Source organism: Micromonospora sp. NPDC047740 (assembly GCF_043204735.1).
Taxonomy (GTDB): domain Bacteria; phylum Actinomycetota; class Actinomycetes; order Mycobacteriales; family Micromonosporaceae; genus Micromonospora.
The window spans coordinates 200,787-225,420 of the sequence record NZ_JBIDCT010000005.1; the positions used below are offsets into that span (position 1 = coordinate 200,787).

Here is a 24,634-nt window from a genome sequence, read left to right on the forward strand (position 1 = left end):
CGCGTGATCGTCACGCGTGATATCCAGGAGGAACCAAACCCATGGACGTTCTCGCCGCGGTTTCCGGCAGCACCGCCGCCATCGGCTACGGCCTCGCCGCCATCGGTCCCGGTATCGGCGTCGGCCTGGTCTTCAGCGCCTACATCCAGTCGACCGCCCGGCAGCCGGAGTCGTCCCGGATGACCCTGCCGTACGTCTGGATCGGCTTCGCCGTCATCGAGGCGCTCGCGCTGCTGGGCATCGCCTTCGGCTTCATCTGGCAGGGCACCCTCTCCTGATCCCGCCCTTAGACCGGGAGGTTTTCCATGTTCTACCTCGCCGCTGAGGGTGGTGGTGCGGCGGACCACAACCCGATCCTTCCTGCCTGGCAGGAGCTCGTGGTTGGTGGTATCGCCTTCATCCTGCTCTGCGTCGTGCTGATGAAGTTCGTCTTCCCCCGCATGGAGCAGACGTTCCAGGCCCGGGTCGACGCGATCGAGGGTGGCATCAAGCGGGCCGAGGCCGCCCAGGCCGAGGCCAACAAGCTGCTCGAGCAGTACCGCGCGCAGCTGGCCGAGGCCCGGACCGACGCCGCCAAGATCCGCGACGACGCCCGGGCCGACGCCGAGGGGATCCGCCAGGACATCCTCGCCAAGGCGCGGGAGGAGTCCGACCGGATCATCGCGGCCGGCAAGGAGCAGCTCGCCGCCGAGCGGGCCACCATCGTGCGCGAGCTCCGCGCCGAGGTCGGCACGATCGCGGTGGACCTGGCCAGCAAGATCGTCGGTGAGTCGCTCGCCGACGAGGCGCGTCGCAAGGGCACCGTCGACCGGTTCCTGAGCGGTCTCGAGAGCGCGGGGGCCCGCTGATGCAGGCCGCCAGCCGGGAGTCGTACAAGGTCGCGGCCGAGCGCCTCGACGCGTACGCCCGCGGCACGGAGCCGTCGGCGGTGGCCTCCACCGCCGACGACATCCTCTCCGTGGCCGCCCTGCTGCGGCGCGAGCCGCGGCTGCGCCGGGCGCTGTCGGACCCGGCGCGTCCGGGTGAGGACCGCTCCGGCCTGCTCACGGGCATCCTGAGCGGCAAGGTCGGCGCCGATGCGCTCGACCTGCTCACCGCGCTGGTCTCCGGCCGCTGGTCGGCGCCGTCGGAACTGCTCGACGGCACCGAGCGGCTCGGCGTCGAGGCGCTCCTGGCGGGCGCCGACAAGGCCGGCGAGCTGGGCGAGGTCGAGGACGAGCTGTTCCGTTTCGGCCAGGTCGTCTCCGCTTCCGCCGAGCTGTCCAACGCGCTCTCCGATCCGATGGCCCCGGCCGAGCGGCGGGCCACCCTGGCCCGCGAGCTGCTCGCCGGCAAGGCCCGGCCGGTCACCGTCCGTCTCGTCGAGGCCGCGCTGGCCGGCTTCGGGGGGCGCTCCTTCATCGGGGCGCTCACCCGGCTGGTCGAGCTGGCCGCCGACCGGCGGGACCGTCAGGTCGCGTACGTGACCGTGGCGGCCCCGCTGAGTGACGAGGAGGAGCGACGCCTGGGTGCCCGCCTCTCCGCGATGTACGGTCGAGAGGTTTCCGTCAAGCAGACGGTGAACCCGGAGGTGCTCGGTGGGGTGAGCGTGCGGGTCGGCTCCGACCTGTACGACGGCACCGTCCTGCGCCGCCTCAACGAGACCCGTAACGCGCTCGCGAAGCGCTGACCAGCGTCTCCGCAGCCCTGATTCGACGCCATCGGACCGGTCGGTACTAGGTATCCCGGGCCCCTGATACTTGAAGGAAGCAGAGGATGGCCGAGCTGACCATCTCGACGGAGGAGATCCGCGGCGCCCTGGAGCGCTACGTCTCCTCCTACACGGCCGACGTCTCCCGCGAGGAGGTCGGCACCGTCGCCGACGCCGGCGACGGCATCGCCCACGTCGAGGGTCTGCCCTCGACCATGACCAACGAGCTCCTGGAGTTCGAGGACGGCACGCTCGGCGTGGCGCTGAACCTCGACGTCCGGGAGATCGGTGTCGTCGTCCTCGGTGACTTCGGCGGTATCGAGGAGGGGCAGCGCGTCAAGCGCACCGGCCGGGTGCTCTCCGTCCCGGTCGGCGACGCCTTCCTCGGCCGCGTGGTCAACGCGCTCGGCCAGCCGATCGACGGCCTCGGCGACATCCCGAACGAGGGCTACCGCGAGCTGGAGCTCCAGGCCCCGAACGTGATGGCCCGTAAGTCGGTCGACGAGCCGCTGCAGACCGGTCTCAAGGCCGTCGACGCGATGACCCCGATCGGCCGTGGCCAGCGCCAGCTGATCATCGGTGACCGGAAGACCGGCAAGACCACGGTCGCCCTCGACACCATCCTCAACCAGCGGGACAACTGGCGCTCCGGCGACCCGAAGAAGCAGGTCCGCTGCATCTACGTCGCCGTCGGCCAGAAGGCTTCCACCATCGCCTCCATCAAGGGGACGCTGGAGGAGGCGGGCGCGATGGAATACACCACCATCGTCGCCTCCCCGGCCTCGGACCCGGCCGGCTTCAAGTACCTCGCCCCGTACACCGGCTCGTCCATCGGCCAGCACTGGATGTACGGCGGCAAGCACGTCCTGATCGTCTTCGACGACCTGAGCAAGCAGGCCGAGGCGTACCGGGCCGTGTCGCTGCTGCTGCGCCGCCCGCCGGGCCGCGAGGCGTACCCGGGTGACGTCTTCTACCTGCACTCCCGGCTGCTGGAGCGCTGCGCCAAGCTCTCCGACGAGCTGGGCGGCGGCTCGATGACCGGTCTGCCGATCATCGAGACCAAGGCGAACGACATCTCGGCGTTCATCCCGACCAACGTCATCTCGATCACCGACGGCCAGATCTTCCTCGAGACCGACCTGTTCAACCAGGGCGTCCGGCCGGCCATCAACGTCGGCACCTCGGTCTCCCGGGTGGGTGGCGCCGCCCAGGTGAAGCCGATGAAGAAGGTCGCCGGTTCGCTCCGGCTCAACCTGGCCCAGTTCCGCGAGCTGGAGGCGTTCGCCGCCTTCGCCTCCGACCTGGACAAGGCCTCCCGCGCCCAGCTGGAGCGCGGCTCCCGCCTGGTCGAGCTGCTCAAGCAGGCGAACTACTCGCCGTACCCGGTGCAGGAGCAGGTCGTCTCGGTCTGGGCCGGCACCGAGGGCAAGCTGGACGACATCCCGGTCGGCGAGATCAAGCGCTTCGAGTCGGAGTTCCTGCAGTACCTCCGGCACAAGCACGAGGGCGTCCTGGCCGCGATCGCCGACAACAAGTGGGACGACGAGATCATCGGCTCGCTGGACTCGGCCATCACCGAGTTCAAGCAGCTCTTCCTCGGCAAGGAGGACGAGGTCCGGATCAACGAGGCCCCGGCCAAGCCGCTGGAGGGCGAGGAGACCCGCGAGACGGTGACCCGCTTCCGCGAGGGCTCGACCGACCGCCCGGCTGAGAGCTGACGATGGCCGCCCAGGTTCGCGTTCTTCGTCAACGGATCCGCTCGGCGAAGTCGATGAAGAAGATCACCAAGGCGATGGAGCTCGTCGCGACGAGCCGTATCGCCAAGGCCCAGGCGCGGGTGGAAGCGTCCCTGCCGTACGCCAAGGCGATCACGGACGTGCTCACGGCGCTGGCGTCCAACGCGCGGATCGACCACCCGCTGCTCACCCCGCGCGAGCGGGTGCGGCGGGCGGGCGTCCTGCTGGTCACCAGCGACCGCGGTCTGGCCGGCGGCTACAGCTCCAACGCGATCAGGACCGCGGAGTCGCTGATCGCCCGGCTCGCGGCCGACGGCAAGGAGCCCGTGCTCTACGTCATCGGTCGTAAGGGCGTGACCTTCTACCGGTTCCGCAACCGGGACATCGCGGCGAGCTGGACCGGCTTCTCGGAGCAGCCGGCGTTCTCCGACGCCCGCGAGGTGGGCGAGACGCTGATCAAGGCGTTCACGGCCGGCGCGGACGACGTGGACGGCGGGGCCGGGCCGGACGGGGTTGTCGGCATCGACGAGCTGCACATCGTCTACACCGAGTTCAAGTCCCTGATGACCCAGACGCCGGTCACGCGGATCATCGGCCCGATGCAGGTCGAGGACCGGCCGCGGTCCGAGGGTCTGCTCCCGGCGTACGAGTTCGAGCCGGAGGCGGAGGCGCTGCTCGACGCGCTGCTGCCGAAGTACATCAACACGCGGATCTACGCGGCGTTGCTGGAGTCGGCGGCCAGCGAGTCGGCGGCCCGTCGGCGGGCGATGAAGAGCGCCACCGACAACGCCGAAGAGATGATCGAGAAGTACACGCGTGAGATGAACACGGCCCGCCAGGCCGGGATCACCCAGGAGATCAGTGAGATCGTCGGCGGCGCGAACGCGCTCGCCGCGTCGGGAAGTGAAGTGTGATGACTGCCCCAGTAGAGACCAAGACGGCCACCGGTCGCGTGGTCCGGGTCATCGGCCCGGTCGTCGACGCCGAGTTCCCGCGCGACGCCATGCCGGATCTGTTCAACGCCCTGCACGTCGACGTGACCCTGTCCGGCGGCGAGAAGACGCTGACCCTGGAGGTCGCCCAGCACCTGGGTGACAACCTGGTCCGCGCCATCTCGATGCAGCCGACCGACGGCCTGGTCCGCGGCACCGAGGTGCGGGACACCGGCTCGCCGATCAGCGTGCCGGTCGGCGACGCGGTCAAGGGCCACGTGTTCAACGCGATCGGCGAGTGCCTCAACCTCACCGAGGGCGAGACGCTCAACCCGGACGACCACTGGCAGATCCACCGCAAGGCCCCGGCCTTCGCGGACCTGGAGCCGAAGACCGAGATGCTGGAGACCGGCATCAAGGTCATCGACCTGCTCGCCCCGTACGTGAAGGGCGGCAAGATCGGCCTGTTCGGCGGTGCCGGCGTGGGCAAGACGGTGCTCATCCAGGAGATGATCACCCGCGTTGCCCGGAACTTCGGTGGTACCTCGGTCTTCGCCGGCGTGGGTGAGCGCACCCGTGAGGGCAACGACCTCATCGCCGAGATGACCGAGTCCGGCGTCATCGACAAGACCGCGCTGGTCTACGGCCAGATGGACGAGCCGCCGGGCACCCGGCTGCGCGTCGCCCTCTCCGCGCTCACCATGGCGGAGTACTTCCGCGACGTGCAGAAGCAGGAGGTGCTGCTCTTCATCGACAACATCTTCCGCTTCACGCAGGCCGGTTCCGAGGTCTCCACGCTGCTCGGCCGCATGCCGAGCGCCGTGGGTTACCAGCCGACCCTGGCCGACGAGATGGGCGAGCTCCAGGAGCGGATCACCTCCGTCCGGGGCCAGGCCATCACCTCGATGCAGGCGATCTACGTGCCCGCCGACGACTACACCGACCCGGCGCCGGCCACCACGTTCGCCCACCTGGACGCGACCACCAACCTGGAGCGGTCGATCTCCGACAAGGGCATCTACCCGGCCGTGGACCCGCTGGCGTCCTCGTCCCGGATCCTCGCCCCGGAGTTCGTCGGCCAGGAGCACTTCCAGGTGGCCACCGAGGTGAAGCGGATCCTGCAGCGCTACAAGGACCTGCAGGACATCATCGCCATCCTCGGTATCGAGGAGCTCTCCGAGGAAGACAAGATCACCGTGCAGCGTGCCCGGCGGATCGAGCGCTTCCTGTCGCAGAACACCTACGCCGCCGAGCAGTTCACCGGCGTGCCGGGCTCGACGGTCCCGATCAAGGAGACCATCGAGGCGTTCAAGAAGATCAGCGAGGGCGAGTACGACCACTTCCCCGAGCAGGCCTTCTTCATGTGCGGCGGTCTTGAGGACCTGGAGCACAAGGCCAAGGAGCTGATGGAGGGCTGAGACCCTTGCCGCAGTCCACGGAGGCCGTCCCGACAGATGTCGGGGCGGCCTCCGCCTGTTCAGGCCCGGCCCATACCAGCTGTCCGGTTGCCCGGCAAGCGGTTCGCTCGACCGCGCGGTACCGTTCGTGACACGACTTCACGTCATCAACGTTGATCTCTCGCAACGAAACGGATCCGCCCGCCCGTCTACCAGTCGTGGGCGCGACGATTGGAGAAGCTCGTGGCTAAGGCCGGCACGCGCGGCGGCAAGCGGTCCGTGTGGCGGGGCGTGCCCCGGTGGGCCCGGGTGTGCACCATCTTCGGTGTGGTCCTCATGGTGCTCAGCGGCAGCGTGCTGGTCGGCTACCACGCGCTGGTGGCCCGCTACGAGGGCGCGGTCGGCAAGGGGGACCTCTTCGGCGACCAGGCGGCCGGCGCCACCGAGAAGAAGAGCGACATCAAAGGCCCGCTGAACATCCTGCTGGTCGGCGTCGACACCCGGAAGCCGGAGGACCGGCCGCTGTCCGACTCGATCATGGTCCTGCACGTGCCGGCCAGCCTGGACCGGGGCTATCTCTTCTCGCTGCCACGCGACCTGCGGGTCGACATCCCGGCCTTCGCCAAGGCGGACTACTCGGGCGGCACCGACCGGCTGAACGCGGCGATGTCGCGGGGCAGCGTGGTTCCGGGGCGGAACCCGGACCCCGTACAGGGCTTCGAGCTGCTCGCGCTGACCGTCCAGCAGGTCACCGGGGTCAAGCGCTTCGACGCCGGCGCGATCATCGACTTCACCGGTTTCCGGAAGATCGTCGACGCCATGGGCGGCGTCGACATGTACATCGAGCGGGACGTGAGGTCGGAGCACCGCCAGCCCGACGGCAGCATGCGCCAGCTCAAGCCGGGCGGCGGCGGCTACCTCGGCCCACAGGCCGAGTACAAGAAGGGCAACGCCCACCTCAAGGGCTGGGAGGCGCTGGACTACGTGCGGCAGCGCTACCCGAAGAACGGCGTGCCGGACGCCGACTACGGCCGGCAGCGGCACCAGCAGCAGTTCATCAAGGCGATGGTGAGCCAGGCGTTCAGCGCCGACGTGGTGACCAACCCGGTGAAGCTGGACCGGGTGCTCCGCGCCGCCGGCGAATCCCTCATCTTCAACGGCCGCGGCAACAGCGTGGTCGACTTCGCGCTCGCCCTGAAGGGCATCCGCGCCGACTCGATCGAGATGATCAAGCTGCCCGGCGCGAACATCGGCACCGGCTCGGCGTACAAGGGGGAGCGGCTGCTCCCGGCGGCCGACGACTTCTTCGCGGCGATCGGCAACGAACAGGTCGACGCGTTCATGCTGGAGCACCCCGAGTTCAAGCAGAAGACTAGCTAACCTGAGCGCCAACGGACCCCGGCGGGTGCCGGGGTCCAGTTTGACGTGACCGTGGCGCAGCTCTCGCCACCCGCGTTGGGTGGGGCTCGGAGCCGCGACTAGACTTTCGGAAATCCGCCGCCGCAGCAAGGAGACAGCGTGGCACAGCAGCTTCACGTCGAGCTCGTAGCCGTCGAGGAGAAGGTCTGGTCCGGCGAGGCCGAGATGGTCGTCGCCCGGACGACCGAAGGTGAGCTGGGTGTGCTGGCGGGGCACGCGCCCCTGCTCGGCCAGCTCGCGGAGCCCAGCCAGGTACGCATCAAGCAGGCCGGCGGCCAGCAGCTCGCCTACGACGTCGCCGGCGGATTCCTGTCGGTGACCGGTGCGGGCGTCACCGTCCTCGCCGAGAGCGCAACCCCCGCCACCCCGGCGCGCTGAGCCGACCCGCCGATGGAGATCGTGGAAGGGATCGGAATCGGCCTCGCGGTCGTGCTCGCCGCGCTTCTGATCCTCTTCGTTCGGCGGGCCCTGTTCACCCGCAGCGGAGGCATCATCCGGCTCAGTGTCCGGGTCTCCACGATCCTTGACGGCCGAGGCTGGTCACCCGGCTTCGGCCGTTTCGTCGGTGACGAACTTCGCTGGTACCGCATGTTCAGCTTCGCCCTGCGGCCCAAGCGGGTGCTCTCCCGTAAGCGGCTCGCCGTGGAGCGCCGCCGGCTGCCCGAGGGGCAGGAACGGTTCTCCATGCCGGCCGACTGGGTGATCCTGCGCTGTACCAGCAACCACGCACCGGTGGAGATCGCCATGGCGCGATCCACGGTCACCGGCTTCCTCTCCTGGCTCGAGGCCGCCCCGCCCGGGGCGGTCTCGCCGCGTCTGGCCTCCCAGGACTGGCCCGCCGCCTGAGCCGCCGCCTCGGGTGGTCGTGGCGGGTCCGATTCTGGTCGCTCCTGGGTTGCGGCCCGCCGTGCACCCGTCGTGAGTGGCTGCTGACTTTGGTTGCGGTGTAGCGGGGTGTGGCCCGCGTTGCGCCGTCATGGGTCGCTGCCGACTGTGGTTGCGGTGTGGGGGTGTGGTCCGCCGTGCACCCCCGCGGCTTTGGTTGCGGTGTGGGGTGTGGCCCGCCGTGCCCGGCTCCGGGCGGTCAGGCTTGATCCCTGCGCCGGTCACGGCGGGCCACACCCGCGTCGTGGTCCTGCGCCGTCCGGCTGTGCGGCCTGCGTGGTCCGTGTCCGGTGTACGTCGTGGCATCCGCCGTCCGGATTGTCGGGGTGCGTAGTGCGTGCCTCTGCTGCGGGCGGCTCCCCTTGGTTGGGCCTGGCTGGCCTGTCCTCGGTTCGCCGCGTGTGTGTTCAGGGGCGCAGTTTCGCCGAAAGTGGGGTCTCCTGGCGCGTCGAAGGGCCACTTTCCCCGAAGGTGTCCGAAGGGCCGCGTTCCCCGAAAAGTGTCGGCCTCGGTTGTTGCGTAGGGGTCGTGATCGACTTCGGGTCGGGGATGTGGCGGTATCGGGCGGTGTCCGATACCGCCGTTTCCGCGACGTGGAGCACGTCTACTCCCGCCCGTCCCGGATTGCGGTGCGCGGTGTCCGGTTTTGCGGGCGGCCGGTGGGCATCCCCGGCCCGGAATGCCGGCCGGCTCGGGGGCGTTGAACACGGGTGCACGGCCGAGGAAGGTGCCCCGCGAGCCGGGGTCGCCCGGGTGGGCCCGGATCGGAATGTTGGTGGCCCGCCGGTCGTTGCAGATGACTCGCGACCGAGGAAGCCGCCCCCGCGTGTGGCGGGGTGGTCGGGCCCGGAATGTTGGCGGGCCGCCGGTCGTTGTACATGGTCCCGGCGCCGCGAAGAGGCGAACCCCCCTCGCCCCGCGAGCCGCTGGTCGACAGACTTTTCCCCCTCTTGTTTGAGCGCCTGACGGTGCTTGCGCACATGTAGCCGACCCCCATCGGTGTGTGCGCCAATCCCCCGAATGGAGCTTTGGTCATGAACTCGATGCTGCGTAAGAGTGTTCTTGGTGTTGCTGGTCTGGCTTTCACCGGTGGTGTGTTCGCCGGTCCGATCGCCGCTCACGCCGATGCCCCGGCCACCGCTGTTGGGAAGCCGGTGGCGGCGGTGCAGGCCGACAAGCCGGACATGGGCAAGCTGGTGCCGCATGGTGTGCAGGGCGCCCAGTCGAAGATCACCCTGAACGACGAGCAGACCGCGAACGCGAAGGCGATCATCGCCGCCACCAAGAAGGCGGGCCTGCCGGAGCGGGCCGCGGTGATCTCGATCGCCACGAGTCTGCAGGAGTCGAAGCTGGAGAACCTGGGCCACCTGGGTGACGCCAATGACCATGACTCGCTGGGCCTGTTCCAGCAGCGCCCGAGCTCGGGTTGGGGTACGCCGGAGCAGATCACGAACCCCGAGTACGCGACCCTGGCGTTCGAGAAGGGTCTGAAGCAGGTCGACGGCTGGCAGGACATGCCGCTGACCAAGGCCGCCCAGACGGTGCAGGTGTCGGCCTACCCGGACGCCTACGCCCAGTGGGAACAGCAGGCCGCCGACCTCGTCGCCCAGCACTGGAACAGCTGACAACACAGCCGAGCACCACAGCTGACAACCGAAAGAACGTGAACACGCCGCTGGCCGGCACCCCAAGACGGGTGCCGGCCAGCAGTGTCTCTGGATGCTGGCGCCTGGAAGACCGCGACGCACGGGCGGGCAGGGCCCACGACGGGGCTGGGGGCGACCGTGACCGGCGGAGGGATCAAGCCTGACCGCCCGGAGCCGGGCACGGTCGCCCCCAGCCCCCAAGCGGAGAGCAGGGATCAAGCCAGCCGGGCACGGTCGCCCCCAGCCTCAGCGGAGAGCAGGGGTCAAACCCGAAGCCCCTCACCCTCGCCCCCAGCCCCCAACAGCAACCAAGAAGCAACCGCGAGACGCGCAGCACCCGGCCGGTCAGAGTTCACGGCGGAGCGGGCGGCGGCAGTGGTAGACCAGGGCCGGCGGCAGGTTGGCCCAGACGGTCCGGCCCACGGTCACCTCGTCGAAGACACCGGTCAGCAGCCGGTGGAAGCGCCGGGCCGGGCGGGTCGGCAGGGCGTGGCGGTACGCGAAGGTGGTGAACACCCCGCCAACGTTGAGCGCCCCGACCACCGCGTCGAGGATCGCCCGTTGCCGTCCGGCCGGAAAGGCGGCCCAGGGCAGCCCGCTGACCACCACGTCGGCCGACACCAGCCGGCGTTCCGCCAGCAGTTTTCCGAGCGCGGCGGCGTCGGCGCGGACCACTTCGACGGCGGGGTGCCGGCGGGCCAGGCCGGTGGCGAACGTCGGGTTGAGTTCGACCGCCAGGTGGTGGCCGCGGCCGGCCAGCCGTCGCTGGATCGCCCGGGTGAACACTCCGGTCCCGGGGCCGAGCTCGACCACCAGCGGATGTCCCGCCCGCGGCACCGCGGCCGTGATGTCCCGGGCCAGCGTCGGCCCGCTGGGCAGCACCGCGCCGGTGGCGAGTGGGTGCCGGGCGAACTGGGTGAGGAAGGTCGGCGCGTCGCTGATCACGCTGGTCGACGCTAGGCGTGGGACGGCGGGGCAACCCTCGTGCCGGCGGCCGGCTTACCGGCCACCTGGAGGAGGTGCGGCGGCCGATGGGAGGGCCGCCGGCGGGACTGCTCCTCCGTATGGTTGGCCAGGTGACGGGTGGGTGGCGCGGCTGGTGGCGGGAGCTGCTGCTCGGGTTGGTCGCAGCCGGACTGGGCCTGGCCGGCAGCTGGATGGCCCGGGCCGGGGTGGCCCGCGAGGAGTGGGCGGCGGTCTTCGCGGTCCTCGCCGGGCTCGCCCTGGTGGCCGTACGGCGGTGGCCCTGGCCGGTGCTGCTCGCGGAGTCGGCGCTGATGGTCGTCGGCGGCGCGGTGACGCTGGCCGGTGGCGGCGTCCCGCAGCTCGCCGGGGCGGTCGCGCTGGGCTACGTCGCGTACTGGTGCGGCCGGTCGGCGACGGTGGCGGCGTACGCCCTCTACCTCGGGGCGACGCTGGTCGACGTCCTGTACCGGGGAAACGCGGGCGTCCTCTCCGGCGGCACGGGGGTGATCCGCCTGGTCATCCTGGCCGCGGTCGTCGCCGCGCCGGTGGCGTTCGGCCGGTACCTGCGCGGGGTGCGGCAGGCCGCAGCGGCGGCCGAGGAGCGGGCCCGGGAGGTGGAGGAGCGCCGCGCGGCGGAGACCCGGGCGGCCCGCCTCGCCGAGCGGGCGGGTATCGCCCGGGACCTGCACGACATCGTGGCCCACCACATCGCGGCGATCGCCCTGCGCGCCGGCGCGGCCCGGTACGCCGTGCAGCACACCGGCCGCACCGACGAGGCGGTGTCCGCCTTCGGCGAGCTGCGCGACACGGCCGGGCAGGTGCTGGACGAGCTGCGGGAGCTGCTGGAGGTGCTCCGGGACCCGGAGGCGGTCGAGCCGACCGACCCGCAGGTGGAGCCGGAGCAGCTGATCCGGGACGCCGCCCGGCGGGTCCGCGAGGCGGGCGTGGCGGTCCAGGTGACCGTGTCGTCCGCGCTGGCCGGGGTGCCGCTGGTGGTGGGGACGACGGCCGCGCGGGTGGTGCAGGAGGCACTGACCAACACCCTCAAGCACGCCGGGCCCGGGGCGATCGCCTCGGTGGACGTCCGGGGCGTCGACGGTGCGCTGCTGCTCGAGGTGCTGGACAGCGGGCCGGTGCGGCACCAGCTCGTCGAGCCGGACCGCGGCCGGCCGGGGCCGGCGCTGCCGGTGTCCGGGTACGGGTTGAGCGGGATGCGGGAGCGGGTCGGCCTGCTCGGTGGCACGCTCACCGCGACGGGCACGGAGGGTGGTGGCTGGCGGGTGCAGGCCCGGCTGCCGATCAGGGCGAACGCATGATCAGGGTGCTCGTGGTCGACGACCAGACGCTCGTCCGGGCCGGGGTCGGCCTGCTGCTGCGGACGGCCGGTGGTTTCGAGGTGGTGGGCGAGGCGGGGAACGGCCACGACGCGGTACGCCTCGCCGAGCGGCTGCGGCCGGACGTGATCCTCATGGACCTGCGGATGCCCCGGATGGACGGCATCGAGGCGACCCGGCGGATCCTGGACCGGCAGCCGTCCGCCCGGGTACTGGTGCTGACCACCTTCGCCGACGACGTCAACGTGTACGGGGCGCTCGGCGCTGGGGCGATCGGCTATCTGGTGAAGGACGGCGCCCCGGAGGAGCTGATCGACTCGGTACGCCGGGCGGCGCGGGGGGAGACCCTGCTGGCGCCGCCGGTGCTGGCCCGCGTACTGCGTCGGGCGCTCGCCGCCCACGACCGGGACCGGCGGCCGCACCCGGACCCGCGCGCGGCGGGCCTGCGGCTGCTCAGCCCCCGGGAGCGGGAGGTGCTGGCGCTGGTCGGTGCCGGGCTGTCGAACGCGGAGATCGGCGTGCGGCTGCACCTGGGGGTGACCACGGTGAAGACGCACGTGTCGGCCGCCATGGAGAAGCTGGAGCTGCGTAACCGGGTGCAGGCGGCGGTGCTGGCGCACCGGCTCGGCCTGGTCGACGACGACTTCAACCCCCTCCCGGGTGCCTCGGGAAACAGCCCGTAAGGGGGTCGCCGGCCACCTGGAGGATCCGGGCCGGCCGGTGGGAGGACGGCGGGGCCGCCCCGGCGCGGCACGCTGGTTGACGTGACCCTCCTGGATTCCCTGCTGGACCGGCTCGACACCCTGCCGCCGGGTTACGTGTTGCTGGCCGCCGCGGCGGTGCTCGCCGCCGAGGTGGGCCTGCTGGTCGGCCTGGTGCTGCCGGCCGCCACCACCATGCTGACGGTCGGCCTGCTGGCCCGGGCCGGTCGTCTCGACCTGGGCCTCGCGCTCGCCGTCACCACGCTCGCCGCGTTCGCCGGGGACCAGCTCGGCTACCTGGAGGGGCGGCTGCTCGGGCCCCGGCTGCGGCGCGGCCGGCTGGGCCGCTGGGTGGGGGAGCGCCGCTGGCAGCGCGCCGAGACCCTGGTCGCCGCGCGGGGCGGCCCGGCGGTGCTGCTCGGACGATGGACCGCGTTCGTCCGTACCCTGGTGCCCCGGGTCGCCGGGGCGGCCGGGCTGCCGTACCGCCGGTTCGTGCTCTTCGACGGCCTGGCGGTGGCGGTCTGGGTGCCGGGGACGGTGCTGCTCGGCTGGGCGGTCGGCGCGGCGCCGACGGCGCTGCCGGCCGCCGCGGGGGTGCTGGTCGCGGCGACGGTCGCCGCCGCGGTCGGCCACCGGGTACGCCGGGCGCGCCGCCCGGCCGGGCGGGCCTGTTCCGGTCCGGTCCGGGGAAGTCGCCAACGCGGCGGCCGGCGGGGTGGTTCCCGCCGGCCCGGCGCCGGCCACAGCGCGCCGGCCCGCCGGGGTGCCCTGTTCTGAACGCCGGGCCGGGGTGACCGGTCAGTCGGGTGCGGCGACCAGCTCCACCTCGTACCCCTGCCCGTCGGCCAGGTAGGCGGCGTACGTTCCGGGGCCGCCGGCGTGCGGGTGGCGATCCGGGAAGAGCAGCTCCCACCCGTGCCCGGGTGCGGCCGCGACCAGCCGCTCCACCGCGGCCGGCGGGCCGGCGTGGAAGGCCAGGTGGTTGAGGCCCGGCGCGAGCCGGTCGTGCACCCGTCCGGAGAGCGCGGGAGACTCCTCGATCACCAGGTACGTCGGGCCGAGCCGCCAGGAGCAGCCGGCCGGCCAGTCCTGGTACGACGTCCAGCCCAACTCGCCAAGGAGCCAGCCCCAGCTGTGTCTGGCGGCGGCGAGGTCGGGTACCCAGACCTCCACGTGGTGCAGGGTCCCGGCGGTCAGCGCTTCCCGCCCGGCACCCATAGCACATCTCCGTTCGGATTTGCCGTTCTTGACAGGATAAAGAGCAGATCGGAGAGCCGGTTGAGATACTTTGCCGGGAGCGTGCTGGTCCGGTCCGGATCATGCGCGATCAGGGCCCAGGCCGCCCGCTCGGCGCGCCGGGCGATGGTCCGTGCCACGTGCAGCAGCGCCGCGCCAGCGGTGCCACCGGGGAGGATGAAGGAGTCGAGCTTGCTCAGGCGCGCGTTGTACTCGTCGCACCAGCCCTCGAGGCGCTCGACGTACGCCTCGGTCACCCGCAGCGGCGGGTACGCCGGCTCCGGCTCCACGGGGGTCGCCAGGTCCGCCCCGACGTCGAACATGTCGTTCTGGATCGACCCGAGCACCGCCCGCAGCTCGTCGTCGAGCTGCCCGAGGGCGAGCGCGACGCCGATCGCGGCGTTGCACTCGTCCACGTCCGCGTACGCGGCGATCCGCGGATCGGTCTTCGGCACCTGCTCGTTGTTGCTCAGCCTGGTCATGCCGGCGTCGCCGGCCTTTGTGTAGATGCGCGTGAGGTGGACGGCCATGACGCACAGCCTACGGATACCGGACCTGACCATCCCGGCGCGGCCAGGCCAGGCCGGCTGGCCGGCCGGGGTCGGGCCGGGCGACGCCGGTGACCCGGCGGTCAACGACGTCGACGTCATCCGGGTGCTCGGTGAGGCCCGGCTGGCGGGCACGGTGCACGTGGTCGGTGCGAAGAACTCGGCGCTGAAGCTGATGGCCGCCGCGCTGCTCGCCCCCGGACGCAGCGTGATCACGAACGTGCCCCGGATCACCGACATCGCCATCATGGGGGAGGTGTTGCGCCGGCTGGGCTGCGGTGTCCGGTTCGCCGAGGACGACCCGGTCGACCCGATGGTGGCGCGGGGCGGGGTGGAGCGCTCCCGGTCGGTGGTCATCGACGTGCCGGAGCAGCCCGGCGCGGAGGCCGACTACGACCTGGTCCGCCGGCTGCGTGCGTCGATCTGCGTGCTCGGCCCGCTGCTGGCCCGGCGGGGGTACGTGCGGGTGGCCCATCCCGGCGGGGACGCCATCGGCTCGCGCGGCCTGGACATGCACATCTCCGGCCTGACCCGGATGGGTGCCGACATCTCCGGCGAGCACGGCTTCGTCATCGCCGAGGCCCCGGACGGCCTGCACGGCGCGGACATCGTGCTGGACTTCCCGAGCGTCGGCGCCACCGAGAATTTGGTGATGGCGGCGGTGCTGGCCGGCGGCACGACGACGATCGACAACGCCGCCCGGGAGCCGGAGATCGTCGACATCTGCACCATGCTGAACTGCATGGGCGCCCGGATCGAGGGGGCCGGCAGTTCGACCCTGCACATCGTCGGGGTGCCCGAGCTGCAGCCGGTGCGGCACGCCACGGTGGGCGACCGGATCGTCGCCGGCACCTGGGCGTTCGCCGCCGCGATGACCCGCGGGGACGTGACGGTGACCGGCATCGACCCGGCTTTCCTGGAGGTCGCGCTGGACAAGTTGGTCTCGGCCGGCGGCCTGGTGGAGACCCGGGCCGACGCCTTCCGGGTGCGCGTCGACGACCGCCCCGCGGCCGTCGACGTGGTGACCCTGCCGTTCCCGGGTTTCGCCACCGACCTGCTGCCGATGGCGATCGGGCTGGCCGCGGTGAGCGACGGGGCGTCCCTGATCACCGAGAACATCTTCGACGGCCGGTTCATGTTCGCCAACGAGATGATGCGGCTGGGCGCGGACATCAAGACCGACGGCCACCACGCCCTGGTGTGCGGCCGCGAGCGGCTCTCCGGCGCCCCGGTCCGCGCCACGGACATCCGGGCCGGCGCCGGCCTGATCATCGCCGGGCTCTGCGCCGAGGGGGTCACCGAGGTCTCCCACGTGCACCACGTCGACCGCGGCTATCCGGACTTCGTCGCCGACCTGCGGGCGCTCGGCGTGGAGGTGGACCGCGGCACCGCGCCCGAGGAGCCGGATCTCGCCATCTGACGGCTCGCACGGCGCTCGCTCGGCGGCGCCCGCGAGACCGACCGCCTCGCCCCGGCCCCGAAGACGTGCCTTAGCACTCGTTCAGGCTCGCCGACTAGGGTGCTGGCAGACACTCAATCAGGCGAGGGAGAAGCAGATGGCGGGTCGACTCGCGGTCGTCGGTGCTGGGCTGATGGGTTCGGGCATCGCCCAGGTCGCGGCGCAGGCGGGCTGGCAGGTGACGCTGCGGGACCTGGACGACGCGGCCACCAAGCGGGGTGTCGACGGCATCCGGAAGTCGCTGGAGAAGTTCGCCGAGAAGGGGAAGATCGAGGCGTCCGAGGTCGAGGCCACCCTGGCCCGGATCACCCCGACCACCGATCTGGAGGCGGCGGCCGACGCGGACATCGTGGTCGAGGCGGTCTTCGAGAAGATCGAGATCAAGCACGAGGTGTTCCGCGCGCTGGACAAGATCTGCAAGGCGGACGCGGTGCTGGCCACCAACACCTCGGCCATCCCGGTCACCCAGATCGCCACCGCCACCGAGCGCCCGGAGTCGGTCGTGGGCACCCACTTCTTCTCGCCGGTGCCGATGATGAAGCTCTGCGAGCTGGTCCGCGGCTACAAGACCAGCGACGAGACCCTGGCGACCGCGAAGGCGTTCGCCGAGGGGGTGGGCAAGACGGTGGTGGTGGTCAACCGGGACATCGCCGGCTTCGTCACCACCCGGCTGATCTGCGCGCTGGCCATGGAGGCGGTCAAGCTGGTCGAGTCCGGCGTGATTTCCGCCGAGGACCTGGACACCGCCTGCAAGCTGGGCTTCGGTCATGCCATGGGCCCGCTGGCCACGGTCGACCTGACCGGGGTGGACGTGCTGCTCAACGCCACGAAGAACATCTACACCGACACCGCGGACGAGAAGTTCTTCCCGCCGGAGCTGCTCCAGCGCATGGCGACCGCCGGCGACCTGGGCCGCAAGACCGGCCAGGGCTTCTACCCGTACTGAGTCGGGCGGAGGGCGCCCCCGGCCGAGGCGGCCGGGGGCGTCCCGCTCAGCCGTCGCGCTTGGTGGTCCACCGGAAGGTGGTCAGGCAGAGGACCAGGCCGATCACGCACCACAGCGCCAGCACCAGGGCGACCCGGCCCAGCTCGAACGAGCCGGCCGGCTCCTGGGCGCCGAAGCTGTCCGGCAGGAAGACGGCGCGCAGCCCCTGGCACATCCACTTGAGCGGGAAGAGCGCCGCGACCTGCTGCATCCAGCCCGGCAGGCCGGTGAAGACGAAGAACACGCCGGAGATGAACTGCAGGATCAGCGCCACGGGGGTGACCACCGCCGAGCCGCTGCGGGCGGTCCGCGCCAGCGACGAGATGGCGATGCCGCACAGGGTGCAGGCGGTGACCCCGAGGGCGGCGACCCAGCCGAAGGTCAGCCACCTGCCCGCCGTGCTGGGCAGGTGCAGATCGAAGAAGACGGCCGAGACGGCGAGCAGCAGCACGGTCTCGGCGACGCCGATCGCCACCACCATGAGCACCTTGCCGGCGAAGTAGACCCATTTCGGCATCGGGGTGCCCCGGTAGCGCTTGAGCACGCCCCGGTCCCGCTCGATCGGGATCCAGATGCCGAGGTTCTGGAAGCTCACCGTCATCAGCCCGGTCGCGATCATGCCGGTGACGAAGTACTGGGTGAACCGCACTCCGGGTGTGATCTCCCAGGTGAAGATCGAGGCGAAGATGGCAATCATCACGACCGGGAAGAGCATGGTGAAGACCACGGACTCCCGGCTGCGCAGGAACTGGGTGATCTCCAGCCGGCCCTGCCGCAGCGCCAGGGTGCCCGCACCCGGCCGACGCGCTCCGGGGGCGGCGGCGACCGGGGTCGCCGGCTTCGTGGTGGTCGTCATCAGTGTCCGATCATCCGCAGGTAGACGTCTTCCAGGGTCGGCCGGGTCACCGTGAGCCCGGGGACCTCGCCGCCGAAGCGCGCGGCCAGCTCCGCGACCAGCGCCGTCGGCGTCGCGGTCGCCGCGGTCTCCAGCGTTCCCTCCGGGGTACGCCAGGAGACGGTGGTCAGGGCCTCCTGCCGGTTGCCGAGCCGGTTCGGCGGGGCCACCTCGACCACCCGACCGGCGGCGATCACGCCGACCCGGTCCGCGAGGGCCTCGGCCTCGTCCAGGTAGTGCGTGGTCAGCACGATGGTGGTGCCGGCGGCGGCGAGGTCCCGGATCAGCTCCCAGAACTCGCGCCGGGCCTCCGGGTCGAAGCCGGTGGTGGGCTCGTCCAGGAACAGCAGTTCGGGGCGGCCGATGATGCCCAGCGCCACGTCCAGTCGGCGCTTCTGCCCGCCGGAGAGGGTGTGCGTACGGGCCTTGGCCTTGGCGCCCAGCCCGACCCGCTCGATGACCTTGTCCGGGTCGTCCGCGCCGGGGTAGAAGCCGGCGAAGTGCCGGACCACCTCGGCGACGGTCAACTCGTCGAACTCGCCGGTGCCCTGGAGCACGATGCCGACCCGCGAGCGCCAGTCGCGGGCCGGGTGTCGCGGGGCGCGCGAGGAGCGAGCTTGCGAGCCCCGCAGTCGCGACCCGGAGACGAGCTCAGGGTCGACGCCGAGCACCCGCACCTCGCCGGCGTCGCGCTGCCGGTAGCCCTCCAGGATCTCCACGGTGGTGGTCTTGCCGGCGCCGTTCGGGCCGAGCAGGGCGAACACCTCGCCCCGGTGGACGTCCAGGTCCACGCCGGCCACCGCGACGTTGTCGCCGTACGCCTTGCGCAGCCCCCGGACCGAGATCGCCAGCTCGTCTTCCATGACGTCCAGTGTGCGACTCCGGCACACCCACCGGCGGCGCGGGGGGTGGTGGTCTCGGACATGTCGCGCCGCTCGTGCCCGGTGGTCCGCTCCATGGACCTGTGTGGTTTTCCACAGCCCGTTTTACTGAACGGTAACTTAGACTCCGGCCATGGACGAGAAGGCTCCCTCGGGGCGGTTGCCGGAGCGCGACCGGCCCTGGGTGATGCGCACCTACGCCGGGCACTCCTCCGCCGCGGCCACCAACGCGCTCTTCCGCCGCAACCTGGCGAAGGGGCAGACCGGTCTCTCCGTCGCCTTCGACCTGCCCACCCAGACCGGGTACGACCCCGACCACGAGCTCGCCGCCGGTGAGGTGGGCCGGGTGGGGGTGCCCGTGGCGCACCTCGGCGACATGCGGGCGCTCTTCGAGGGCCTCCCGCTGGCCGAGCTGAACACCTCGATGACCATCAACGCGCCGGCCATGTGGCTGCTCGGCCTCTACGGTACGGTCGCCGCCGAGCAGGGCGCGGAGTTGGCCCGCTGCGCCGGCACCACCCAGAACGACATCATCAAGGAGTACCTGTCCCGCGGGACGTACATCTTCCCGCCGGCGGCGTCGCTGCGGCTGACCGCGGACGTCATCGCCTACACGCTGCGCGAGATGCCGAGGTGGAACCCGGTCAACATCTGCTCGTACCACCTGCAGGAGGCCGGGGCGACGCCGGTCCAGGAGGTCGGCTTCGCTTTGGCCACCGCGGTCGCCGTGCTCGATGCGGTGCGCGACGCCGGCCAGGTGCCCGCCGACCGGATGGGCGAGGTGGTGCAGCGGATCTCCTTCTTCGTCAACGCCGGGGTGCGCTTCGTCGAGGAGATCGCCAAGATGCGCGCGTTCGGCGCGCTCTGGGACGAGATCACCCGCGACCGGTACGGCGTGGCGAACCCGACGCAGCGCCGCTTCCGGTACGGCGTCCAGGTCAACTCCCTCGGCCTCACCGAGGCCCAGCCGGAGAACAACGTCCAGCGCATCGTGCTGGAGATGCTCGGCGTCACGCTCTCCCGGGACGCCCGGGCCCGCGCGGTACAGCTGCCCGCCTGGAACGAGGCGCTCGGCCTGCCCCGCCCCTGGGACCAGCAGTGGTCGCTGCGGATGCAGCAGGTGCTGGCGTACGAGTCGGACCTGCTGGAATACCCGGACCTCTTCGCCGGCTCGCACGTGATGACCGCGCTGGTCGACGACATCGTCGCCGGCGCCCGGGTCGAGCTGGCGAAGGTGCTGGAGATGGGCGGCGTGGTGGCCGCCGTGGAGACCGGCTACCTGAAGAGCGCGCTGGTGGCCTCGCTCGCCGACCGGTGGCGGCGGATGGAGGCCGGCACCGACGTGGTGGTCGGCGTCAACACGTTCACCGAGACCGAGCCGTCGCCGCTGACCGCGGCCGGCGCCGAGGCGATCGAACAGGTCGATCCCGCCGTCGAGGATGCCGCCGCGACCGCCGTACGCGCATGGCGGGCCGGCCGGGACGCGGCCGCGGCGGCCGCGGCACTGGCTCGGCTGCGCGCGGACGCCGCGACCACGACGAACCTGATGCCGGCGACGCTGGCGTGCGTGCGGGCCGGGGTGACCACCGGCGAGTGGGCCGGCGCGCTGCGCGAGGTTTTCGGCGAGTACCGGGCCCCGACCGGCCTCTCCGGCGCCGCCGGGTCGGGCGGGGACGCGGGGCTGGCGGGGGTCCGCGAGCGGGTCGCCGCGACGGCACGCGAACTGGGCAGCGGCCGGCTGCGGCTGCTGGTCGGCAAGCCCGGCCTGGACGGGCACTCCAACGGCGCCGAGCAGATCGCGGTACGCGCCCGCGACGCCGGCTTCGAGGTGATCTATCAGGGCATCCGGCTGACCGCCGGGCAGATCGTCGCCGCCGCGGTCGAGGAGGACGTGGACCTGGTCGGCCTGTCGGTGCTCTCCGGCTCGCACCTCGCCGCCGTGCCGGCGGTGCTGGACGGGCTACGCGTCGCCGGGCGGGGCGACCTGCCCGTGGTGGTCGGCGGCATCATCCCCGGCGGTGACGCGGCGGCGCTGCGGTCGGCCGGTGTGGCCCGAGTCTTCACCCCGAAGGATTTCGCGCTGACCGGCATCATCGACGACCTCGTCACCGTGATCCGCGAGGCCAACGGCCTGAGCTGAGAGAGCCCCTGGTCAACGCCTCGGGCACCTCCTCAGCCGGGCCGTGATCGACGCCGTGTCGGCGATATAGCGGTATCGCAGCGTGCCGGATACCGCCGGTTGCGCGATCTGGTGTGAATACCCGAGTCCTGGCTGGCGCCCGCCGCAGGAAGGATCAGACCCGGAACCCAGCCGCGCGGGCTGCCGCGCGTTCCCGACGCCGATCCTTGCGCCGCCGCAGGAACCAGCCGAAGAACAGCACGAACCCGAGCAGGAACGCCAGCACCAGCACCGGCAGCAGGATCGCCACCACCGACATCACCGCGCTCGTGGCGTCCTCGGCGGTGCTGGCAACCGGGGCGCCGAAGCCAGCGGTGGTCGCGTTGATGACCGGGCGGGCCGCCGACTTGAGCAGGTGCACGCCGAGCGCGATGAGGACGCCGACCACCACCGGCACCCACTGGTGCGAGGAGAAGAAGGTGTCCGGGTCGCTGACCGTGACGGTCTCCGAGCTGGAGCCGGCGCCGAAGGCCAGGCCGCCGGCGGTCGGCCGGACCACCGTCTGCACCACGTCGTTGACGTGGTCGACCACCGGCACCTTGTCGGCGACCACCTCGATGGTGAGCAGCACGGCGAGGATCAGGATGACCCAGCCGTTGCCCAGCCACTGCCACCCGCCGGGCAGGTCGACCAGGTCGGTGTAGCGCGCCAGCAGACCCATGAGGAGGAGCGGGATGTAGGCGTTCAGGCCGGCCGAGGCGGCGAGGCCGGAACCGGTGAGGACTTCGAGCACGATCTCAATATCGCACCGGTACGCCAGTGGCGCTCGCCGGCGGGCGTCGGGTGCTCGGCTACCCTCGTCGGGTGCGGTTGGTGATTGCGAAGTGCTCGGTGGACTACGTCGGACGGCTCTCGGCACACCTGCCGCCGGCCACCCGGCTGCTCATGGTGAAGGCGGACGGCTCGGTGTCGATCCACGCGGACGACCGGGCGTACAAGCCGTTGAACTGGATGAGCCCGCCGTGCCGGTTGGAGGAGGCCCCCGGCGTCTGGCGGGTGGTCAACAAGGCCGGCGAGGAGCTGCGCATCACCCTGGAGGAGATCTTCCAGGACACCTCGTACGAGCTGGGTGTCGACCCGGGCCTGCGTAAGGACGGTGTGGAGGCCCACCTGCAGGAGCTGCTGGCCGCCAACCCGGAGACCCTGGGCGAGGGCTTCACGCTGGTCCGGCGGGAGTACATGACCGCGATCGGCCCGGTCGACCTGCTCTGCCGGGACGCCAACCAGGGTGCGGTCGCGGTCGAGGTGAAGCGGCGCGGCGAGATCGACGGCGTGGAGCAACTCACCCGCTACCTGGAGCTGATGAACCGCGATCCGCTGCTGGCCCCGGTCGCCGGTGTGTTCGCCGCCCAGGAGATCAAGCCGCAGGCCCGGGTGCTCGCCACCGACCGCGGGATCCGCTGCGTCGTGGTCGACTACGACAAGCTGCGCGGCATCGAGCGCGACGAGCTGACCCTGTTCTGATTCCGGGTCCGCCGACCGTCAGCGGCCCCGGCCGTACCTCAGCTTGGCGGCCTTGACCAGGCGGGCGACGTCGGCCGGGGTGCGTTCGAAGGTCATCGACGGCAGCAGGGAGGGCCCCCGGCGGCGGGTGATCGCCTTGGCCCGGCCGAACTCGCGCAGCCCGTCCTCACCGTGGATCCGGCCGAAGCCGGAGTCGCCGACCCCGCCGAACGGCAGGGTGGACATGCCGGCGAAGGTGAGCGTCGAGTTGATCGCGGCCATCCCGGAGCGCAGCCGCCGCGCGACCGCCACCGCCCGCTTCCGGCCGAAGACCGAACCCCCGAGACCGTACGGGAGGGCGTTGGCCCGCTCGACGGCCTCGTCGACGTCGCGGACCCGGTTGACCGTCAGGGTCGGGCCGAAGGTCTCCTCGCGGACGGCGGCCGAGTCCTCCGGTACGTCCACCAGCACGGTCGGGTGCACGTACGGCGGTCGCACCGCCTCGGGGCCGCCGAGCACCGCCCGGCCGCCGCGGGCGACCGCGTCGTCGATGTGCCGGCGGATGATGTCGAGCTGGGCGGGCATGGTGATCGGGCCGATGTCGGCACCCTCCGGGCCGACGGTGAGCCGGCCGGCCTTCGCCACCACCTTGTCGAGGAAGGCGTCGTAGACCGGGTCGACGGCGTAGACCCGCTCGATGCCGATGCAGGTCTGGCCGGCGTTGGTCAGCGCGCCCCAGACGCATGCCTCGGCGGCGGCGTTTAGGTCGGCGTCGGCGTCCACGATCATCGCGTCCTTGCCGCCCGCCTCGAGCAGCACCGGGGTGAGGGTTTCGGCACAGGCCGCCATCACCTTCTTGGCGGTGGCGGTGGAGCCGGTGAAGGCGAGCTTGCCGACCCCGGAGCGGCACAGCGCGGCACCCACGTCGCCGAGCCCGTGCACGGCGGTGAGGACGGGCTGCTCCGGCACCACCTCGGCGAAGCGGTCCACCAGCCACTGCCCGACGGTCGGGGTGTACTCGCTCGGCTTGAACACCACCGCGTTGCCGGCGGCGAGGGCGTACGCGGCGGAGCCGATCGGGGTGAAGACGGGGTAGTTCCACGGGCCGATCACCCCGACCACCCCGTACGGCTGGTATTCGAGGTGTCCGGCGAACTCGGCGAGGATCAGCCGGGTGCGCACCCGGCGTGGCCCGAGCACCCGGCGGGCGTTGCGGGCGGCCCAGTCGATGTGCTCCAGCGCGGTGAGGATCTCGACGACCGCGTCGCCGACCGGCTTGCCGCCCTCGGCGTGCACCAGTTCGGCCAGTTCCTCGATCCGTCCGGCGAGGACGCCGCGCCAGCGCAGCAGCCGCTGCCGGCGGCCGGTGAAGCCCAGCCCGGCCCACCACTGACTGGCGGCGCGCGCCTGTTCGACCGCGTCCCGTACGTCCGCCGCGGTCGCCACCGGGAGCCGTCCGGCCTCAGCGCCGGTGGCCGGGCTGGTGGACACCAGCCGACCGTCCTCGATGATCGGGGTCCCCGGGACATGCACAGCCGTCATGGCCGAAGTCTAGACCCGAACGTTACTCGCCGGTAGGTCCGGCGTCCCGCGTGACCTGCCCCTGGCTGCGACGCCGGAAGTCCGGGGGATCGACGGACGTGACTGGTGAATGAAGCCGAAACGGCGAACGGAAGTTGACCGGCCGGGGTCGCGGGGGTGACCACCCGGTGGTGACGGCGATTACGGTGAGCTGGCAGGCTGACGCCGCAGGGCGACCGGAGGGGCGACTGTCAATGGAGGAACATCCGGAGCTGATGCCGCTTTTGACGGTGTCGGGTGGGGCGATGCGCGGACTCAGCTTCCGCGTCGGTCGGGACCCGCTGGTGATCGGCCGGGCGCCGAGCGCCCACATCGTGCTCGCCGACGCGCATCTGAGCCGGCGGCACGCCACGGTGCAGCTGACCCCCGAGGGGGCCTGGCTGACCGACCTCGGCTCGACCAACGGCACCTGGCTCAACGACCAGCGGATCAGCGGTAGCGTGCCGCTCTCCGACGGTGACGTGGTCCGGCTCGGCCGTACCGACCTGCGCTACTTCGACCCGGGCGTGGCCCGGACCGACCCGGTCGGGATGAGCTTCGGCCTCCCGGTCCCGAGCCACCGGCCGACCGTGCCGCTGCCCCGGCCGTCGGCCCCACGGGTGCCCGTGCCGCGCGAGGCCCGGTCGCTGCCGGTCGACGCGCACTCCTGACCACCGGGCCCGTCCACACCGGGGAGCGGCCCGGGATGGGGAGCGGGCACATGGACCGGGTCGGGCCG

Annotated in this window: 25 protein-coding genes; 18 read left to right on the forward strand and 7 right to left on the reverse strand. The window is 71.8% G+C overall.

The genetic code is table 11. The features are described from left to right. Nucleotides 1–41: 41 nt before the first annotated feature. From ACGF4F_RS11930 to ACGF4F_RS11975, 10 genes are all read left to right on the forward strand, one after another. A complete protein-coding gene (locus ACGF4F_RS11930; protein WP_073834637.1) occupies nt 42–278 on the forward strand; it encodes an ATP synthase F0 subunit C in 237 nt (78 codons plus the stop codon). A 27-nt stretch (nt 279–305) separates the two neighbouring features. Then, nucleotides 306–848: a F0F1 ATP synthase subunit B gene (locus ACGF4F_RS11935; RefSeq protein ID WP_073834636.1), complete on the forward strand. Its 543-nt coding sequence runs from the start codon at nt 306–308 to the stop codon at nt 846–848. Continuing rightward, the gene (locus ACGF4F_RS11940; protein ID WP_357440149.1) at nt 848–1,669 is read left to right on the forward strand and encodes a F0F1 ATP synthase subunit delta; all 822 of its coding nucleotides are present in this window, start codon (nt 848–850) and stop codon (nt 1,667–1,669) included. Before ACGF4F_RS11935 ends, ACGF4F_RS11940 begins: the two co-directional genes overlap by 1 nt. Before the next feature lie 86 nt (nt 1,670–1,755). Then, a complete protein-coding gene (gene atpA / locus ACGF4F_RS11945) occupies nt 1,756–3,408 on the forward strand; it encodes a F0F1 ATP synthase subunit alpha (RefSeq protein WP_357440151.1) in 1,653 nt (550 codons plus the stop codon). Between the two features lie 2 nt (nt 3,409–3,410). Continuing rightward, a complete protein-coding gene (locus ACGF4F_RS11950; protein WP_357440154.1) occupies nt 3,411–4,340 on the forward strand; it encodes a F0F1 ATP synthase subunit gamma in 930 nt (309 codons plus the stop codon). Then, entirely contained in the window at nt 4,340–5,776 is a 1,437-nt protein-coding gene (gene atpD / locus ACGF4F_RS11955; RefSeq protein ID WP_357440157.1) for a F0F1 ATP synthase subunit beta, read from the forward strand. The genes ACGF4F_RS11950 and atpD overlap by 1 nt, the downstream gene beginning before the upstream one ends. 222 nt (nt 5,777–5,998) lie before the next feature. Next, nucleotides 5,999–7,135, forward strand: coding sequence for an LCP family protein (locus ACGF4F_RS11960; RefSeq protein WP_357440160.1), 1,137 nt, complete (start codon nt 5,999–6,001; stop codon nt 7,133–7,135). A gap of 138 nt (nt 7,136–7,273) precedes the next feature. Further along, entirely contained in the window at nt 7,274–7,552 is a 279-nt protein-coding gene (locus ACGF4F_RS11965) for a F0F1 ATP synthase subunit epsilon (RefSeq protein ID WP_073834631.1), read from the forward strand. 12 nt (nt 7,553–7,564) lie between these two features. Further along, nucleotides 7,565–8,020 carry a DUF2550 domain-containing protein gene (locus ACGF4F_RS11970; RefSeq protein WP_357440164.1) on the forward strand — a complete coding sequence of 152 codons (456 nt, stop codon included), beginning with the start codon at nt 7,565–7,567 and terminating at the stop codon, nt 8,018–8,020. Between the two features lie 1,073 nt (nt 8,021–9,093). Further along, nucleotides 9,094–9,684 carry a hypothetical protein gene (locus tag ACGF4F_RS11975; RefSeq protein ID WP_393076995.1) on the forward strand — a complete coding sequence of 197 codons (591 nt, stop codon included), beginning with the start codon at nt 9,094–9,096 and terminating at the stop codon, nt 9,682–9,684. Nucleotides 9,685–10,050: 366 nt separating this feature from the next. Here ACGF4F_RS11975 and ACGF4F_RS11980 read toward each other — a convergent pair whose 3' ends face one another. Further along, the gene (locus ACGF4F_RS11980) at nt 10,051–10,650 is read right to left on the reverse strand and encodes a methyltransferase domain-containing protein (protein ID WP_357440717.1); all 600 of its coding nucleotides are present in this window, start codon (nt 10,648–10,650) and stop codon (nt 10,051–10,053) included. 131 nt (nt 10,651–10,781) lie between these two features. Between ACGF4F_RS11980 and ACGF4F_RS11985 the strand changes: the two genes are divergently transcribed. From ACGF4F_RS11985 to ACGF4F_RS11995, 3 genes are all read left to right on the forward strand, one after another. Further along, a complete protein-coding gene (locus ACGF4F_RS11985) occupies nt 10,782–11,987 on the forward strand; it encodes a sensor histidine kinase (protein ID WP_393076998.1) in 1,206 nt (401 codons plus the stop codon). Then, nucleotides 11,984–12,688, forward strand: a complete 705-nt coding sequence (locus ACGF4F_RS11990) for a response regulator transcription factor (protein WP_357440721.1) — start codon at nt 11,984–11,986, stop codon at nt 12,686–12,688. The genes ACGF4F_RS11985 and ACGF4F_RS11990 overlap by 4 nt, the downstream gene beginning before the upstream one ends. Before the next feature lie 81 nt (nt 12,689–12,769). Then, entirely contained in the window at nt 12,770–13,486 is a 717-nt protein-coding gene (locus ACGF4F_RS11995; protein ID WP_393077001.1) for a DedA family protein, read from the forward strand. Between the two features lie 21 nt (nt 13,487–13,507). Here ACGF4F_RS11995 and ACGF4F_RS12000 read toward each other — a convergent pair whose 3' ends face one another. Next, nucleotides 13,508–13,927, reverse strand: a complete 420-nt coding sequence (locus tag ACGF4F_RS12000; RefSeq protein ID WP_357440725.1) for a VOC family protein — start codon at nt 13,925–13,927, stop codon at nt 13,508–13,510. After that, entirely contained in the window at nt 13,903–14,475 is a 573-nt protein-coding gene (locus tag ACGF4F_RS12005; protein WP_357440728.1) for a cob(I)yrinic acid a,c-diamide adenosyltransferase, read from the reverse strand. Before ACGF4F_RS12005 ends, ACGF4F_RS12000 begins: the two co-directional genes overlap by 25 nt. On the opposite strand from ACGF4F_RS12005, the gene murA reads away from it, so the two are divergent. Both murA and ACGF4F_RS12015 read left to right on the forward strand, forming a co-directional pair. After that, nucleotides 14,474–15,913: a UDP-N-acetylglucosamine 1-carboxyvinyltransferase gene (gene murA / locus ACGF4F_RS12010; RefSeq protein ID WP_357440734.1), complete on the forward strand. Its 1,440-nt coding sequence runs from the start codon at nt 14,474–14,476 to the stop codon at nt 15,911–15,913. The genes ACGF4F_RS12005 and murA overlap by 2 nt on opposite strands. A gap of 136 nt (nt 15,914–16,049) precedes the next feature. Then, nucleotides 16,050–16,898 (forward strand): 3-hydroxyacyl-CoA dehydrogenase family protein, encoded by an 849-nt coding sequence (locus ACGF4F_RS12015; protein ID WP_357440737.1) that lies wholly within the window; start codon nt 16,050–16,052, stop codon nt 16,896–16,898. Between the two features lie 46 nt (nt 16,899–16,944). Here ACGF4F_RS12015 and ACGF4F_RS12020 read toward each other — a convergent pair whose 3' ends face one another. Both ACGF4F_RS12020 and ACGF4F_RS12025 read right to left on the reverse strand, forming a co-directional pair. Continuing rightward, entirely contained in the window at nt 16,945–17,793 is an 849-nt protein-coding gene (locus tag ACGF4F_RS12020; protein ID WP_357440740.1) for an ABC transporter permease, read from the reverse strand. Next, nucleotides 17,793–18,695, reverse strand: coding sequence for an ABC transporter ATP-binding protein (locus ACGF4F_RS12025; RefSeq protein ID WP_357440742.1), 903 nt, complete (start codon nt 18,693–18,695; stop codon nt 17,793–17,795). Before ACGF4F_RS12025 ends, ACGF4F_RS12020 begins: the two co-directional genes overlap by 1 nt. 151 nt (nt 18,696–18,846) lie before the next feature. Here ACGF4F_RS12025 and ACGF4F_RS12030 point away from each other — a divergent pair, with 151 nt between their 5' ends. Next, nucleotides 18,847–20,853 carry a protein meaA gene (locus tag ACGF4F_RS12030; protein ID WP_357440744.1) on the forward strand — a complete coding sequence of 669 codons (2,007 nt, stop codon included), beginning with the start codon at nt 18,847–18,849 and terminating at the stop codon, nt 20,851–20,853. A 154-nt stretch (nt 20,854–21,007) separates the two neighbouring features. Here ACGF4F_RS12030 and ACGF4F_RS12035 read toward each other — a convergent pair whose 3' ends face one another. Continuing rightward, nucleotides 21,008–21,625, reverse strand: a complete 618-nt coding sequence (locus ACGF4F_RS12035) for a DUF4126 domain-containing protein (RefSeq protein WP_073835941.1) — start codon at nt 21,623–21,625, stop codon at nt 21,008–21,010. Nucleotides 21,626–21,696: 71 nt separating this feature from the next. On the opposite strand from ACGF4F_RS12035, the gene nucS reads away from it, so the two are divergent. After that, nucleotides 21,697–22,356, forward strand: a complete 660-nt coding sequence (gene nucS, locus ACGF4F_RS12040; RefSeq protein ID WP_076472317.1) for an endonuclease NucS — start codon at nt 21,697–21,699, stop codon at nt 22,354–22,356. Nucleotides 22,357–22,374: 18 nt separating this feature from the next. Here the strand turns inward: nucS and ACGF4F_RS12045 are convergent, their stop codons facing one another. Next, a complete protein-coding gene (locus ACGF4F_RS12045; protein WP_357440747.1) occupies nt 22,375–23,877 on the reverse strand; it encodes an aldehyde dehydrogenase family protein in 1,503 nt (500 codons plus the stop codon). A 284-nt stretch (nt 23,878–24,161) separates the two neighbouring features. Here ACGF4F_RS12045 and ACGF4F_RS12050 point away from each other — a divergent pair, with 284 nt between their 5' ends. Further along, nucleotides 24,162–24,566 (forward strand): FHA domain-containing protein, encoded by a 405-nt coding sequence (locus ACGF4F_RS12050; protein ID WP_393077009.1) that lies wholly within the window; start codon nt 24,162–24,164, stop codon nt 24,564–24,566. The last annotated feature ends 68 nt before the right edge of the window (nt 24,567–24,634 follow it).

Bases quoted from the DNA above. Each gene is read 5' to 3' on its own strand.
- ACGF4F_RS11930 (WP_073834637.1), top strand. From the start codon at position 42: ATGGACGTTCTCGCCGCGGTTTCCGGCAGCACCGCCGCCATCGGCTAC.
- ACGF4F_RS11935 (WP_073834636.1), top strand. From the start codon at position 306: ATGTTCTACCTCGCCGCTGAGGGTGGTGGTGCGGCGGACCACAACCCG.
- ACGF4F_RS11940 (WP_357440149.1), top strand. From the start codon at position 848: ATGCAGGCCGCCAGCCGGGAGTCGTACAAGGTCGCGGCCGAGCGCCTC.
- atpA (WP_357440151.1), top strand. From the start codon at position 1,756: ATGGCCGAGCTGACCATCTCGACGGAGGAGATCCGCGGCGCCCTGGAG.
- ACGF4F_RS11950 (WP_357440154.1), top strand. From the start codon at position 3,411: ATGGCCGCCCAGGTTCGCGTTCTTCGTCAACGGATCCGCTCGGCGAAG.
- atpD (WP_357440157.1), top strand. From the start codon at position 4,340: ATGACTGCCCCAGTAGAGACCAAGACGGCCACCGGTCGCGTGGTCCGG.
- ACGF4F_RS11970 (WP_357440164.1), top strand. From the start codon at position 7,565: ATGGAGATCGTGGAAGGGATCGGAATCGGCCTCGCGGTCGTGCTCGCC.
- ACGF4F_RS11975 (WP_393076995.1), top strand. From the start codon at position 9,094: ATGAACTCGATGCTGCGTAAGAGTGTTCTTGGTGTTGCTGGTCTGGCT.
- ACGF4F_RS11990 (WP_357440721.1), top strand. From the start codon at position 11,984: ATGATCAGGGTGCTCGTGGTCGACGACCAGACGCTCGTCCGGGCCGGG.
- ACGF4F_RS12000 (WP_357440725.1), bottom strand. From the start codon at position 13,927: ATGGGTGCCGGGCGGGAAGCGCTGACCGCCGGGACCCTGCACCACGTG.
- murA (WP_357440734.1), top strand. From the start codon at position 14,474: ATGACGCACAGCCTACGGATACCGGACCTGACCATCCCGGCGCGGCCA.
- ACGF4F_RS12005 (WP_357440728.1), bottom strand. From the start codon at position 14,475: ATGGCCGTCCACCTCACGCGCATCTACACAAAGGCCGGCGACGCCGGC.
- ACGF4F_RS12015 (WP_357440737.1), top strand. From the start codon at position 16,050: ATGGCGGGTCGACTCGCGGTCGTCGGTGCTGGGCTGATGGGTTCGGGC.
- ACGF4F_RS12020 (WP_357440740.1), bottom strand. From the start codon at position 17,793: ATGACGACCACCACGAAGCCGGCGACCCCGGTCGCCGCCGCCCCCGGA.
- ACGF4F_RS12025 (WP_357440742.1), bottom strand. From the start codon at position 18,695: ATGGAAGACGAGCTGGCGATCTCGGTCCGGGGGCTGCGCAAGGCGTAC.
- ACGF4F_RS12030 (WP_357440744.1), top strand. From the start codon at position 18,847: ATGGACGAGAAGGCTCCCTCGGGGCGGTTGCCGGAGCGCGACCGGCCC.
- ACGF4F_RS12045 (WP_357440747.1), bottom strand. From the start codon at position 23,877: ATGACGGCTGTGCATGTCCCGGGGACCCCGATCATCGAGGACGGTCGG.
- ACGF4F_RS12050 (WP_393077009.1), top strand. From the start codon at position 24,162: ATGCGCGGACTCAGCTTCCGCGTCGGTCGGGACCCGCTGGTGATCGGC.